At 65.1% G+C, this 13787-nt stretch carries 11 protein-coding genes; 2 read left to right on the top strand and 9 right to left on the bottom strand.

The genetic code is table 11. From position 1 onward, the window contains the following. Positions 1-52: 52 nt before the first annotated feature. The 4 genes from A9Z05_RS19430 to A9Z05_RS19415 all read right to left on the bottom strand — a co-directional run bounded on the left by A9Z05_RS19430 (position 53) and on the right by A9Z05_RS19415 (position 4213). Complete coding sequence (locus A9Z05_RS19430) at positions 53-1462, bottom strand: hypothetical protein (protein ID WP_069619565.1); 1410 nt, start codon at positions 1460-1462, stop codon at positions 53-55. A gap of 70 nt (positions 1463-1532) precedes the next feature. After that, positions 1533-2423 (bottom strand): cupin-like domain-containing protein, encoded by an 891-nt coding sequence (locus A9Z05_RS19425; RefSeq protein WP_069619518.1) that lies wholly within the window; start codon positions 2421-2423, stop codon positions 1533-1535. 25 nt (positions 2424-2448) lie between these two features. Continuing rightward, entirely contained in the window at positions 2449-3777 is a 1329-nt protein-coding gene (locus A9Z05_RS19420) for an MBL fold metallo-hydrolase (protein ID WP_249190631.1), read from the bottom strand. A gap of 226 nt (positions 3778-4003) precedes the next feature. Then, entirely contained in the window at positions 4004-4213 is a 210-nt protein-coding gene (locus A9Z05_RS19415; RefSeq protein ID WP_069619516.1) for an MbtH family NRPS accessory protein, read from the bottom strand. Between the two features lie 329 nt (positions 4214-4542). Between A9Z05_RS19415 and A9Z05_RS19410 the strand changes: the two genes are divergently transcribed. After that, on the top strand, positions 4543-5334 hold the full coding sequence (locus tag A9Z05_RS19410) for a thioesterase II family protein (protein WP_069619515.1): 792 nt from the start codon (positions 4543-4545) through the stop codon (positions 5332-5334). 94 nt (positions 5335-5428) lie between these two features. On the opposite strand, the gene A9Z05_RS19405 is transcribed toward A9Z05_RS19410, so the two are convergent. The 4 genes from A9Z05_RS19405 to A9Z05_RS19390 form a co-directional block, all read right to left on the bottom strand. Further along, on the bottom strand, positions 5429-7510 hold the full coding sequence (locus tag A9Z05_RS19405) for a bifunctional diguanylate cyclase/phosphodiesterase (protein ID WP_069619514.1): 2082 nt from the start codon (positions 7508-7510) through the stop codon (positions 5429-5431). Positions 7511-7747: 237 nt separating this feature from the next. Continuing rightward, positions 7748-8821: a porin gene (locus tag A9Z05_RS19400; protein ID WP_069619513.1), complete on the bottom strand. Its 1074-nt coding sequence runs from the start codon at positions 8819-8821 to the stop codon at positions 7748-7750. A 189-nt stretch (positions 8822-9010) separates the two neighbouring features. Continuing rightward, positions 9011-10453: an MFS transporter gene (locus tag A9Z05_RS19395; RefSeq protein ID WP_069619512.1), complete on the bottom strand. Its 1443-nt coding sequence runs from the start codon at positions 10451-10453 to the stop codon at positions 9011-9013. Between the two features lie 233 nt (positions 10454-10686). Next, positions 10687-11610 carry a dihydrodipicolinate synthase family protein gene (locus A9Z05_RS19390; protein WP_069619511.1) on the bottom strand — a complete coding sequence of 308 codons (924 nt, stop codon included), beginning with the start codon at positions 11608-11610 and terminating at the stop codon, positions 10687-10689. A gap of 180 nt (positions 11611-11790) precedes the next feature. Here A9Z05_RS19390 and A9Z05_RS19385 point away from each other — a divergent pair, with 180 nt between their 5' ends. Then, positions 11791-12735 (top strand): LysR family transcriptional regulator, encoded by a 945-nt coding sequence (locus tag A9Z05_RS19385; protein ID WP_069619510.1) that lies wholly within the window; start codon positions 11791-11793, stop codon positions 12733-12735. 155 nt (positions 12736-12890) lie between these two features. Here A9Z05_RS19385 and A9Z05_RS19380 read toward each other — a convergent pair whose 3' ends face one another. Beyond that, the gene (locus tag A9Z05_RS19380; protein WP_069619564.1) at positions 12891-13691 is read right to left on the bottom strand and encodes a hypothetical protein; all 801 of its coding nucleotides are present in this window, start codon (positions 13689-13691) and stop codon (positions 12891-12893) included. Between the last annotated feature and the right edge of the window lie 96 nt (positions 13692-13787).

Here is a 13787-nt window from a genome sequence, read left to right as displayed (position 1 = left end):
ACGTGAAGGACGTGAAGGACGGCGCGGCGAGTCGATCCCGGCGCACCGCGCGTCAACGGGCCGCGTGGTGCGCGACGTCCGTTTCCGCGAAGTGTTCGGCGATGCAATGGCGCAGCCGCGGGCCGAACACGGCGGCGATGTCGTCGGCCGAGTACGGCGCAACGACGTCGTCGATGCCGAGCGCGCGGTCCACTTCCTGCTGGAGTCGCGTGAAGATTCGCTGCGCGGCGCGCTCGTCGTGCAGGTACGTATTGAGCGCGGCCGCCGTCGCCTGCGCCGCCGCCGCGTCGAGCCCGTGCGCCGCGAACGCGTCGGCCGACCATTCGTCCGCGTCGCGCGGCGCGTCGCGCATCGCGTCGATTTCGGCCAGCAGGGCGGGCCCGTCGGCGCCGAGCGTCGCCACGCACATCCGGTCCGCCGCGGCGACGAGCTGATTCAGGCCGGCCGTCATCCGGCGCAGCACCGTGCCCGCCGGGCATTGGCGCGCCCGCGCGATCTCGGCCTCGTCCCCCTGCAGCAGCATCGCGAGATCCTCGCGCGCAATCTCGTGCGCAAGCGGGCTCGTGTGTTCGGTGGACCAATCCTCGAAACGCGCCAGCGCGTCGCGAAACGCTTGCGTGCGCGCCTGACCGGGCACCGCGTCGAGCGCGACGATCAGCGCGCGCAACTGCTGCGCCGCACGCACCGCGAACAGGTATTTTTCCGCTTCGAGCTTCAGGAACGCCGCCGCGTAGCGGTAGAAGCCGGGCTCGGCCGCGCTCGCGTCGGCGCCCGCCGGCGACGCCGGCTCGATCATCGCGCGGTAGGCCTGCTCGACCATCGTCTGCGGCCCCGCGCACACCGAGTTGCGGCCGACGAGCAGGCCCGCCGCCTCGGCGATCACGTAATACGCGTCGCTGGCAAGGCACGGCGCGGCCGGATCGCCGCCCGATGCCATCCGCTTGATCAGCGCGATATGCACGATCCGGTGCATGCCGAGCGAGATCCGGTAGATGATCGACGGCACGACGGGAATGCTGTCCGGGTCGGCCGGCTGCTCGCGCCGACGGATCAGGTAGGCGGGCAGCAATTGGCACAGCTTGCTGATGAACCACAGGTCGAGCATCGACACCGCGCCGGCGTGGCTGCGCAGACGGCAATACCCGTCGCGCAGCGTCGAGATGGTCGGCAGCACCAGGTGCCAGTGGTTTCCGAACTGACGCAGCGACGAGATGTTCATCGGCAGCGCGTGATGAAACCGGCTGCCCTCGTACTCGCAGCGCGCGGCCTCGATCTCGATGCCGTCGCGCGATTCGGCCGGCGCGATCTCCTCGCCGAGCGGACGAAAGAAGCTGTCGCGATAGGCGACCATCGAGCCCAGCATCGAGCGCCAGTAGAACTCCGGTTTGTCGAGCGCGCGCGGCCCGTGATAGCCGGTCGCGTACAGCGCATCGATGACGGTGAAATCAAACTCGTTCTGCATCATGGCTTCCTGAAGAGACACGGCCGCCGGCACGGCGGCCCGATAGAACGAACGGCGTGGGAACGGCGCGTCAGCGCGGCATCGACATCGGCTTGCCGGCCGTGTCGGCCGCGCGGCGCCACCGGCGCGCGAGCGCCTGCCACAGGCTCGCGAGCTCGACCCGGCAGAAGGTCCGCACGGCGCGGGGCGACCACCACCAGTAGTTCACGTTGATCGAATCGCTCAGCGATTCCACGTAGTGCCACCAGCCGGGCGGCAGGTACAGCACGTCGCCCGCCTCCAGCACGAAGTCGTGGCGCGGCGCCGACTGCACGCGCGGAAACAGCACCGGGTCCGGGTCGCTCATGTCCACCGGGCTGAAGATCACCGGCAGATCGCGGCGCTGCCGGTAATACACGTTGGCGGACTGCTCGGGCGCGAACAGCACCCAGCGTTTGCGGCCGTACACCTGCACGTTCAGGTTCTCGTGCCGGTCGAAATGCATCGGCGACGAAATCCCTTCGGGGCCGAGCCAGAAGCCCGGCCGCAACACCAGCCTGCGCCTCAGCCACCGCGGCATCCAGCCGGGAAAGCCGTGCTGCTCGTGCAGCGGCACAATGTCGTCCTTCAGCTCCGGCGCCGTCGAATAGATCGCCGCGTAGGTGATGTACGCGGTGCGGGCGCTGCCCTGCGCCTGCATCGCGCGGATCGTCGCGCCGAGGCGCGCGGTTTCGTAGCGGCGCGCGCCCAGGTAGAGGTCCGGCCGGGTCGGCGTCGGCGACAGCTGCGACGTCTCCACCGTGATCTCGTGTTCGCCGTAGCGCTCGACGAAGAAATCCGGCGTCCAGCGCGTGCGCGCGGGCCACGCGTCGATGAATCCTTCCAGCACGGCCGGATGCTTCAGTCCGGCCAGAACGTCGCGCATGCTCCGGCTGCCGTCGTAGCGAATCCGCGGCATCGGCACAATCTTGCTGCCAGTCATCGTGGGGCTCCTGTCGACAGGAAAATCAGGACACCTGCCAATCGCCGTTATGCCGAAGCACGTCGCCTGGCAGCCAGCGGATCACGCGGGTGGTCGCGCCGAGCGTGTCGAGGCGCGCGTCGATCTGGTCGAGCGTGTCGGCTTCCGCCGGCTCGCCGTTGATCCAGCCGATGTCGTCGATCTCGGTGGCGATGCCGCAGAACCCGTTCGCATACGGCGCGAACGCATGGGCGCCGGCGCGCGCGCAGAGCTCGCCGATACCGGACGGCCCGAGCGTGATGGACGGGCCGTCGCCCGCTTCCGCGATGCGCGGCAGGCGCTGCAGGTCGGTCATCGGCAGCACCATCCAGAACGTGAACAGGCCCTGCCAGAACGGCGCCTTGCGCATCTCGCGGCAGCAGCTCAGGACCAGGTCGGGCCGGCCGCGCCGGGCGACGGACCGGTCGATCACGTCCATCACCGAGCCCTTCGCGTCCTCGCCGCTGTCGACGAGCAGAATCACCGAGAACTGCGGCGTCGTGACCCGGTAGCAATTGCCCCAGTTGCGCACGTCGTGCGGCGGCACGGCCGCGCCGATGGTCGGTTGCTCGCCGTAGAACGGCAGGATGTCGATCTCGATGTCGCCGATCCGCACCGTCTCGCCCCAGCCGGGCGCGAGCACCGTCTGCCCGACGTCGCGCAGCGACTGCTGCATGTCGTCCTGCGCCAGCAGCGATGCGACCGGGATGTGCGGCACGATGACCGGCACCGATCCGTCGCCGCCGTGCCGCAGGATGGTCGGGATGTGCCAATGGTCGAGATGCCCGTGCGTCACGAGCATGCCGTCGATCTGCTGGCCCAGGTTGGACGGCGCGCGATCGAGATCGGGCAGGCCGACGTTGCCGCCGATCGCGAGGCTGATCGGGTCGGTCAGCAGACGGGTGGTTTCGGATGCGATCAGCAGCGACGCGTGTTCGAGCCGCTGGATGCCGGGGCCGTCGAACGCCGGCCATGCCAGCGCCGCGTCGCCCTTCGGCCGTTCACAGCCGAGCAGGCGCGGGTCCGCGTACAGATCGGACAGCGGCTGCCAGCGGTTGCGCTGCAGCGCGTCGCGCAGCGCATTCGCGAGCTGCGGCACGTCGCCGGCGGCGGTGTCGAGCACGATCGGCTCGCCGCCCCGCGGCGCCAGCGCGAGCGTCCAGCGGTCGCGGCGCTGATGCAGATCGTAGAGCAGCGCGCGGCTCGCGATGCAGCCGCCGGCCGCCACCGAATCCGGATCGAACAGTTCGGCCAGAAACGGATAGCGCGCAATCGCATCGCGCAACAGTGCGGCGCAGGCGGCCGGTTCGAATTTCGCTTCCATGAATTGCTGCATGAGCGCGTCCTGCCGCTCGATCAACAAGCCCAGATCATGCGCGCGCGAAGCCAGAATGCCTGTATTGAGGAAGACCCCCAGGCGATCATCGACTGACATGGTGTGTTTTACCCTCGGATTCTCTCGGCGAAACGCAAACGTGCTCCCGCGCGCCGTCACCGGACCGCGAAATGCCGCATCGCTCCTTTATCTTTTATTGCGTGCTCGTGATGCGAAGCGTCGATAATTATCTCGACAGCGCGGCCCGCACGCTCAATGGACGCATGTCGGTCCAGTTGGCGCCGATCCATTCGAGACAGGCTTCCCGGTTTCCCGACGGGCCCGCCGCCCGCCAGCCTTCCGGCACAAGCTTGTCGTCCGGCCAGATCGCATATTGTTCCTCGTGATTGACGACCACTTTGAAAACGGTATCGTTTTGCGGCGTTTCGGCTTCCATGTCTCTCTCGTTTCAATAATCGATCACGCGTGTCACACGCATCACATAATTCGATATTTCGATAAGAACAGCACGCCCGACAGCATCGAGTGACGATGCAAGCACGCTAAAAATCGAAGCGAACAGACTTTACCATAACCCATCTTAAATCAATTACATTTCTATTGCATGAAAACAGGATAAATCATAATCTTCTGCAACCAATAATCCAGCCCATTGTTTCATAAATATGCGAATAGATACGCAAAATATGCCTTTGCAAATAAATCGATAATCGATCCAATTGTTTTGGATTTTGTTTGGTTCGTTTTTAACCGGAGTTCAGAAGCATGGTCTTGCTGGCCAGTACTGTCACCATTCCGCTCGAGCGCCCGACGGCGCGGCATCGGCTGCTGGTGTTCCATCACGCGTGCGGCGCGGCGGCCAATTACTATCGATGGGGGGCGTCGTTCCCGGACGACGTCGAGGTGTGGCTGATCGAACTGCCCGGCCGCGGCCGGAGTCTGGGCGCTCGCGCGATCGATACGTTGCCCGAACTGATCGACTTCCTGCGCGCGCTGCGTCCGCTGTTGCCGCGCACCTATTCGGTGTTCGGCCACAGCATGGGGGCCTTGATCGCATACTGTTTCGCGTGCGACATGGCGCAACAGGGGCATCCGCCCGTCTGGCTCGGCGCCTCCGGCGCCGATGCGCCGTTCTACCCGCATCGCCACGCGCACCGCGATGGCATGCCGGTCCATTCGCGCACCGACGCCCAGATCGTCGACTATGTCGTGTCGCTCGGCGGGACGCCGCGCGAAGTGGTGGAACACGACGCGCTACGGGCCATGCTGCTGAAGCTGGCCAAGGCGGATTTCCGCGTCGTCGAGCGGTTCTTCCCGCTGCCGTCCGCGACCGCGCTACCCTGCCCCGTCACGGTTTTCTCGGGCCGCGACGACACGTTGCTGAGCCCGGCCGGGCAACGTGACTGGTTGCGTGCGTCGCACCACACGGTCGATTTCCGCGAATTCGATGGCGGGCACTTCTTTCTTTTGGACAATCCGGCCGCGGTTCAGCACGCAATCGGCCAGGCGTTGGCGCAGGCGGGGCAGCGCGACACCGATGATTGCGCGATACCGTAGCCGATCGCGTGGGCGACCCGCTGTCGTCATCGACCGCTGCGGAGATGCGCCGGGCGATCGCGCTTGGGCGGCCACGACGCGCGCCGGATCGCGATCACGTATTCTTGATCGCCGTGCGTTGCGCGGTCACTTCGACGAAGTGATCCGCCGGCATCGGACGCCCGAGCAAGAAGCCCTGCAGCGAATTGCAGCCGAGCCGGGTCAGGAACTGCTGCTGCGCGGTCGTTTCCACGCCCTCCGCGACGATCTTCAGGTCGAGTGCCCGGCCGAGCGCGACGATCGCGGAAATGATCGCGGCATCTTCGGTATCGTGTTCGAGATCCCGGATGAATCCCCGATCGATCTTGAGCTCGCTGGCCGGCAAGCGCTTGAGATACAGCAAGCTCGAATAACCCGTTCCGAAGTCGTCGATCGAAATTCGCACCCCCATGTCGTGAAGCTGCTGGAGGATTCTCAGGCTGGCGTCGGCATCGCGCATCGCGGTCGATTCGGTGATCTCCAGCGTCAGGCAGTGCGGCTCCAGCGCATGCCGCTGCAATGCGGCCTCCACGACCCGGATCAGGCTCGCGTGACCGAACTGCAACGGTGAAAGGTTCACTGCCATCGTCCAGTCGGTTCGACCCGCATCCCGCCACGCGCGCATCTGCCGGCAGGCCTCGTCCAGTACCCATTCGCCGATCGGCACGATCAATCCGGTCTTTTCCGCAATCGAGATGAACTGATCGGGCGACATGAGGCCGCGCGTCGGGTGCTGCCATCGCAACAGCGCCTCGACGCCCATGATCGGTCCATCAGGGACTTCGAACTTCGGCTGGTAATGCAGGACCAGTTCGCGCCGCTCCAGCGCCAGACGGAGTTCCTGCACGATTTTCAAGTGCTCGCGGACATTCGCGTTCATCGATGCCTCGAAGAAGCAGTACGCGTCTCGGCCGAGCGCCTTGGCGTGATACATGGCTGCATCGGCATTGGCCATCAGCTCCCGGAAATCGCTGCCGTTGCCGGGATAGAGCGCGATACCGATGCTGGCCGACACGCGCAATTCGTGTTCGGACACGTGGAACGGCGCCCGAATCACCGCCAATACCTTGTCCGCCACGTCGGCCGCGTCGGCGGGCTCGTTCACGGCCACGACCAGCACGAACTCGTCGCCGCCCAGACGGGCAATCGTGTCCTGCGAGCGCAGGTTCGCGCCGATGCGCCGGGCCACGTCAACCAGCAACAGATCGCCGACATGATGACCATAGGCGTCGTTGACGGCCTTGAATCCGTCGAGGTCCATGAACATCAGCGCGAAACATCCGTGCTCGCGATCGGTGCTCTGGATCGCCTGGTCGATCCGGTCTTCGAGGAGCACGCGGTTGGGGAGCTTGGTGAGGGTGTCGTGCAGCGCCAGATACGTCAGCTCCTGGTTCGCTTCGGCCAGCGACGTCGCCAGCACCGCCGTGCGGGATTCCAGACGCAGGTCGAGGACCGAAACGATCAGCGCGATGGCGAGTATCGCCAGCGTGGCCACGACGATGACGAGCGCAAGCCCGCCGGGGTCCATGCTGGAGCGGGCGGCCCCGCAGATGCTGCCCAGCGGGAACCGGGCGGCCGCCATCCCCGTATAGTGCATGCCGGCGATGGCGGCCCCCATCAGGACCGCTGCCCCCAGGTTGAGCAGGCGCACGCGAGACGAACCGGTTCGCCGAATGAATACGATCCATAGCACGGCGCCCGATGCGACGACGGCAATCGCGACCGACAGGCAGACGAGCAACGGGTCGTACTGGATGCCCGGCGACATGTGCATCGAAGCCATGCCCGTGTAATGCATGCCCGCGACGCCAGCCCCCATCAACATCGCTCCGCCGCCAAGCCGGTGCCACCTGAGCGTGCCCCGACAGACGAGCCACAGCGCAACCGTGGAGCAGCCAATGGCGATCAGCAACGAAAGCACGGTCATGGCCGGATCGTATCCCAGCGGAATCGGCAACGCGAAGGCAAGCATGCCGACGAAATGCATCGACCAGATGCCCGCTCCCATCACGCTGGCCGCGCCTACGAGCCACCCATGTGCGGCGCGCCCGTTGGCCGTCTTGATACGCCCGGCCATGTCCAGCACGGTGTAGGACGCCAAGATGGCGATCAGGAGCGAAAGAAGAACGAGCAACGCGTTATAACTTGTCGGCAGCATTGTTATTTACAGATCGCTTTCGATTTGGCGGTAACGAGCCCCCCGGATAGCCGGGGGCTTCGCGGATTCGCGTGAAAGTTGGGCACAAACGGAAAGCGGTGTCCGAAGGAATGGACCGGTGGTGTGACGCGTCAGGCGATTCCGACGACGACCGCTTGCAGCGGCGGATCATAAACGCGCGCTCCCGTTCAGGAAAGGATTTACCGCAGCGGGGGCGGGGGAGGACGCTGGAAGGAATCAGAACGTGTGGCGAATGCCCGCCGCGAACGTATTGCCGGTGGGGTGAGCGCTCAGCTTGTCGTAAGAGTAAATCGCGTAGAGGTCCGTGCGTTTCGACAGCAGGTGGTTGTAGCCGACAGACGCGGTATTCCGCAGGCTGCGGGCCGCTTCGGTCGGGCCGGACCGCTTCGTGCGCGCCCACTCTGCAAGCAGGAAGTCGGCCGGCGACAACGGGATCGACACACCCGCCTCGTAAGTATGGCTGCCGGTCGGCGTACGCGCGTCGCTCGTCATCGCCCAGGCGCCGTAGAGCGTGACGATCCTGAAGTCGTATGCCGCGCCCGCCAGATAGGCGTACTGCGCGCCGACCGGCCCTGCCGCGGTATAGCGCACGCGCTGGCCCGACAACACGGCCGTGAGACCGTGCGCTCGATAGTTCAAGTGAACGCCGAGGTTACCGACGCCAGGCGAACCCGCAACGCCGCCAAGACCATAGATGACGGTGGCGCCGAACCCGTTGAAGTCCGGCGTCGTGTACTTGACGGTGTTGTTCCACACCGTATCGCCGAGGATCGTCCCGCCATAGTTCGTCACGAACGTCTGCAGGACGAGTGGAGAGAAGACTGTCGAGGATCCGAACGGATTGACGATGGATTCGGCCGTATAGGCCGGGTTTCTCTGGCGGCCGAAGGTCAACTGGCCGAAGCCACCTTGAAAGCCCACGTACGCATTGCGTGACCAGAACGGGTCCGCCGCACTGCGCCCCAGCGCGCCGTTGGCGGGTTGAAAGAAGCTTTCGAGGACGAAAATGGCGCCGACGCCGCCGCCAAGGTCTTCCTTGCCGCGGATTCCCCAGAACGACGTGGTGAGCCCGCCGCTTCCCATCAGCACCGTGGACCGCGGCATGTCAGTGCGTTTGATACTCCCGACGTAGGTGCCGATGAGGCCATAAAGCTGAACCTGGGAGCCGCTATCTGCGCGTGCGCCGTCGGAAGTCCATACCAGACCGGCGCTGAATATCGCCGTCGCGCCGAGCGTACCGACAACGCGCCGGGTGACCACGCGCACCACGACCTGTCGTGTCTTTTTCATTTCGGTTGTCTCCATTCATATTTTTGTGAGCGTCCTTTTCCGCGGCAATCCTTTCAGCAGTACTGATGGATTACTCTATGACGAGGAGCTTGTCGCGAGCATGTCGCTGAAGCCACTGGCGTGACGAGCGACGAAACGCCTCCCCCCTCGGGGCTTCTCAGGGAAAGGCGCCGTCAGGAACGCGCGTGACTACGGGGAAATCTCTTCGAGCGAACGATTGGTCGTCTCCACCATTCGCGCGGCGACGAAGAAGCCCACCGCACTGACCACGGCAAACATGACGAATACCGCGGCGATGCCTCTCCCGGTCAATACGACGCCGACGATCGCCGGCGCGGCGGCAGACGCCGCGCGTAGCCACGAAGTCGCGAGACCGGTGCCGATCGCGCGCATCCGGGTGGGGTAGATTTCAGGGGTGTACAGGTACAGAAGAACCGTGGTCGTCGCCATCACCGCGTAGGCCGACGATCCGAGCAGCATCACGGACCACGCGCTGCCTGCGCCATGAATGCCCAGTGCGGCGAGCAGGGCCGCGCTGATGATGAAACAGGCCATTGCCCACCGGCGGCGTCCGACCCGATCGATCAGCAGCGCACAGGCAAGCACGCCGCACGTACTCAGGACGTTCGAGATCGACGCCATCTGAAGCGACGCTTGCAGCGGCAGGTGGTAAACCGTCTTGTAGAGGCTCGGCAGCCAGTTGTTGATGCCATTGGCCACGAAATAAGCGCTCGCCCAAAGCAGCCACACGACGACGGTGCGGCCCCGGTAGAACGGCGAGAACAGTTCCTTCCACGTTCCCTTCTGCTTCGACTGTCGTCCGATCAGAAGGCCCGCCACGCGCGCGTCCACTTCGGCCCGTTGCGCATGCGTGTCGAGGTTGCGCTTCATCGTGCTTGCCTCCAGCCGCTCGATGATGCGTTCGGCCTTATCGAAACGCCCGCGTGATACGAGCCAGCGCGGCGATTCCGGCAGGCGTGCGATCAGGATCGCGACGACGATGCCGGGAATCCCGCCGATCAGGAACATATATTCCCAACCGAAGCGCGGGACGACGAACGCACCGAGCTGCGCGGCCGCGAGCAGGCCCAACGGGAAAATGAGCTCGTACAGGATGAAGAAGCGTCCGCGGCCGTGCGCTTGAGATAGCTCGTTGATGTACGTGGCAGCCACGGGCACTTCTCCGCCCACACCGATGCCTTGCAGGAAACGCATCAGAAACAGCATGTGAAAGCTGCCGGTGAACGCGCATACGACGCTCATGGCCGACATGACGCCCACCGCGACGGTGGCGCTCGGCACGCGCCCCAGGCGCTCCGCCAGCCAGCCGAACACCAACGCGCCGACGACCTGCCCAAGATAGCCGGCAGCGATCAGCACGCCGATCTGGCCGGGAGAAAGATGCCAGAGCCCCACCAGTACGGGCAGCACGAAAGCAAGCGACAGTGCGTCGAACGCATCGAACAGGGTCGCGCTGCCCATGACGATCCGTGCCTGGGTGTGCCACTTGCAAAACGGCACGTTCTCGATGCGGAAGAGCAGGTTCGCCGCCCGCAGTTGCTCGCTCATGGGACGCGTTTCGCTCGCGGATCGACCAAGGTCGACGCCGCAGGCGGTCGAAGGGGTGTTCATGCTGTCTCCTGAAAAGCTGCATTTTATGAACCTTCGGCTTGCTTCTTGTTGTGCGGCACCGGTCGCGTTTCTTGATGGTTTTCCGCGATATCGGCGCCCTTTTTATCGTTTGCCGAGCCTGTCGGCGGCGGTGCGTGCGATGCGGTGTCGCGCGCCGCCCCGACGCTCGACGCCGACGGCACGCGAGTGGCGCTGCGCCGTCGTCATCCGACTATGGACGTGCCGCGCCCGAGTCAGTCGACGAGGCCGGCCGAACGAAGCGCGTGCGCGATTTCGACGTCCGCGCCTGGCGCGAGCGGCAACAGCGGCGAGCGCACAGTGGCGTGCTCGAGGATGCCGCGGGCCACCAGACCGTGCTTGAGCGCGACGGTGCCTTCCATGTGCGACCCGCGGTGATACACGTTACGCGTCACCGGCAGCAGGCGATCGTGAATCGCGCGGGCGGCCGCGTAGTCTTTCGCCTTGCCCGCCTTGATCAGCTCGATGAGCGGCTCGGGAGCCAGACTGCCGTAGCCGACGAGCGCCCCGTCGACGTCGAACATCGTGTGGAGCAGATACTCGTCGTGGCAGGTGAGGATTTGCAGTTCCGGACGCTCGCGTCGGATGATCGGAATCTCGACGTCCCAGCGACGCATGTTGCGCACGCCGTTTTTCATCGCGAAGACGCCCGGTTGCGCGGCGATCTCCAGTTGCGTGTCGAGGTTGTAGGTCGCCTTGGTGGCGTCCGGGTATTGGAACAGGATGAGCGGCAAGCCGCTGCCCTCGTGGATGGCGCGGTAGCGATCCTGCGGCGCACCGTTCTGATAGCCGAAGCGCAGCCAGCCGTGCGACGGATACACCAGGCCGGCCGACGCGCCGGCGTCGACCGCGCGCTTCGCTTCTTCCACCGCCACTTCCGTGCCTTCGAGCGTGATACCGGCAATTACCGGAATCTTGCCGTCGACGGACTTCACGAAGCTTTCGATGACTTGAGCCTGTTCTTTCTGCGAGAGGAACGTGCCTTCGCCGGCATGTCCGAGCACCGTCAGACCTTTGACGCCTTCGATGCCGCCAAGCCACGCGCCCAGCCGTTGAATTGCCGCATGGTCCACCGCGCCCTCGCGGGTGAAAGGGGTGACGGGTGCCGGGACCAAACCGCGCAGATCGATCGCTTTCATGACGTCTCCAAATGTGAGCTTTTCCGCTCCTCTTTCCGGGAGGAGAGCCCGCCGCCCGTTTCGCATCGAACCGGAACGACGGTGCATGCGTTGCAGTGTAGGGACGCACGACCCATGCGAGAACGGCCAAATTTCGCATTTCAGCTATACTGATTTGACATATCTGCGGGAGGCTTCGCGGTGGACTATGCGGCCTGGAAGCTATTCATCGACGCGGCGGAACTTGGGAGCCTGAGCAAGACGGCCGTTGCTTACGGGACCAGTCAGCCGCACATCAGCCGGCAGATCGTCGAGCTCGAGCAGTACTGCGGGGGCCGCCTGTTTCAACGGACAGGCCGGGGTGTGGTCTTGACCGAGCTGGGCGCGCGTATCGCGCCGCGCGTGAGAACGTGGTTGGCCAGCACGGAGCAGTTGGCCAACGACATCCGCAGCACGGCGGGTGAGCCGATCGGCGTGGTCAGGCTCGGGATCCTGCCCTCCACCGCCCATCCCCTGGTCAGCACCGTTTACCATCGGCTTCGAGAGCGCTATCCGCTGGTGCAGTTACAGGTGCGCGAGGGTCAAGGAGCGTTACTGGAAACCTGGCTCGAGAACGGCAGCGTCGATCTCGCCATCCTGTTTCGAAATAGTCCGACGCCGAGAAACGGCGACGAATATCTGGTCGAGGCCGCGACTTATCTGGTGGGGGCGGAAGGCGATCCGTTGACCAGTCAGCCCACGATCGCTTTTTCCAGGCTCGATGGCATTCCGCTGGTCTCTTTCTGCCGCCCCAATAGCTGGCGCGAGCGGCTCGAACAAGTCGCGGGCGAACATCAGGTGTCACTGAATTTCGCGGCGGAAGCCGATTCTCTCAGCCTGCAGGGGCACATCGTCGCCGACGGCGGCATTCATGCGTTGCTGGGCCCTTACGCGATCGCCAATCTGGAACGGGAATGCCGGTTGCAAGCGTCGATGGTGGTCGATCCGTCCGTGCCGCGCTTCATTGCGCTCGCCATGTCGCCGCACGGCGAACTGACGCTGGCTTGCCGCACGGTCATGCAGCTCACGAAGGAAATCGCACGGTCGCGCACGCTCTCGTCGGATCTTCGGTTGGGTATGTCCGCCGCGTTCCTGCGCTCCATTTGAGCGGCTCGGCACAGTGCGTTCGCAGCCCTGATCGGGCGGGATATCGATCTCGGCCATGCGCGTCGTGTTGTCGGGCGCCGGCTTGCGCGGCGAACGGCTCGGCGGGCGGCGGGCGGCGCAACTTGTCCATCCGCGCCGCCCATCCGCACAGACGTTTAGTACGACCTACCGCCTACCGTCGCCGCTTCCAGTTCGCGCGTGATGATCTGCGTGCCGCCCACGTCGGCGACCGACTTGACCAGGCCGACACCGGGCGCGAGCCAGTCGTCTGCACTCGTCTTGGTCGTTACCGCCGGGTTGGCGGCGGTCTCCGTGGTCTGATAGTGGCAAGCGTTGGCGAAGACCTTGCCGTTCCGGAGACTGACCGTTTCGCGCGCGACGTACGTCCGCTGGATCGAGACGGACGTTTGCGCGCCGCCTGACGGAACGACGGGCGTATTCACGTAATTCACGGTCTCGCTTCCCGCGAGCCCGATCGTCTCGACATAGGGCGGCGAGTTCACGTCCCGCACCACGAGCGTGCTGCCGCTGTAAACCTCGCTGCCGTAGTTCGTGCGCACACCGTTTCCGACGAGGTAGTAGTGATGGGTCTGGATCGGCGAACCGGGCGTCGTTTCGGCCTGCTGCGTGAGCGCCACGCCGTTGAACGTCGCCGGCGCGTAAGTCCGCGTGTACACGCCGTTGTCGACCGACGGGCTCTGCGACGTCGCTTGCGTGTACATGTGCAACTGCACGGTATCGCCTTGCTGGTAAACCGGGTCGCACTCGACGTTCGACGCGGTCGGCGAGCCCGGATTGCCGCCGGATGTGCCGGTGGTCGGCGTTCCGCCGCTTCCGCCGCTGCCGCCGTTGTTGCTCGTGCCCGAGCCGCCCGACGAAGCGGGCGAGGGATTGTCGTCGCCGCCGCAAGCGGTCAGCGCGAGGCAGGTCAATGCAATCAGTGCAGCGGCTTTCATCGGGATCACCTTCCAAACGAACAGGACGAACGAAGCCCGTACGCGCGGATCACGCCGCACGCACCGACCATCACGAATCACGAATCAGGATCGGCC

The organism is Burkholderia sp. A2, assembly GCF_001729305.1.
Classification (GTDB): domain Bacteria; phylum Pseudomonadota; class Gammaproteobacteria; order Burkholderiales; family Burkholderiaceae; genus Burkholderia; species Burkholderia sola.
This window is presented reverse-complemented; position numbering and strand designations above follow the sequence as displayed.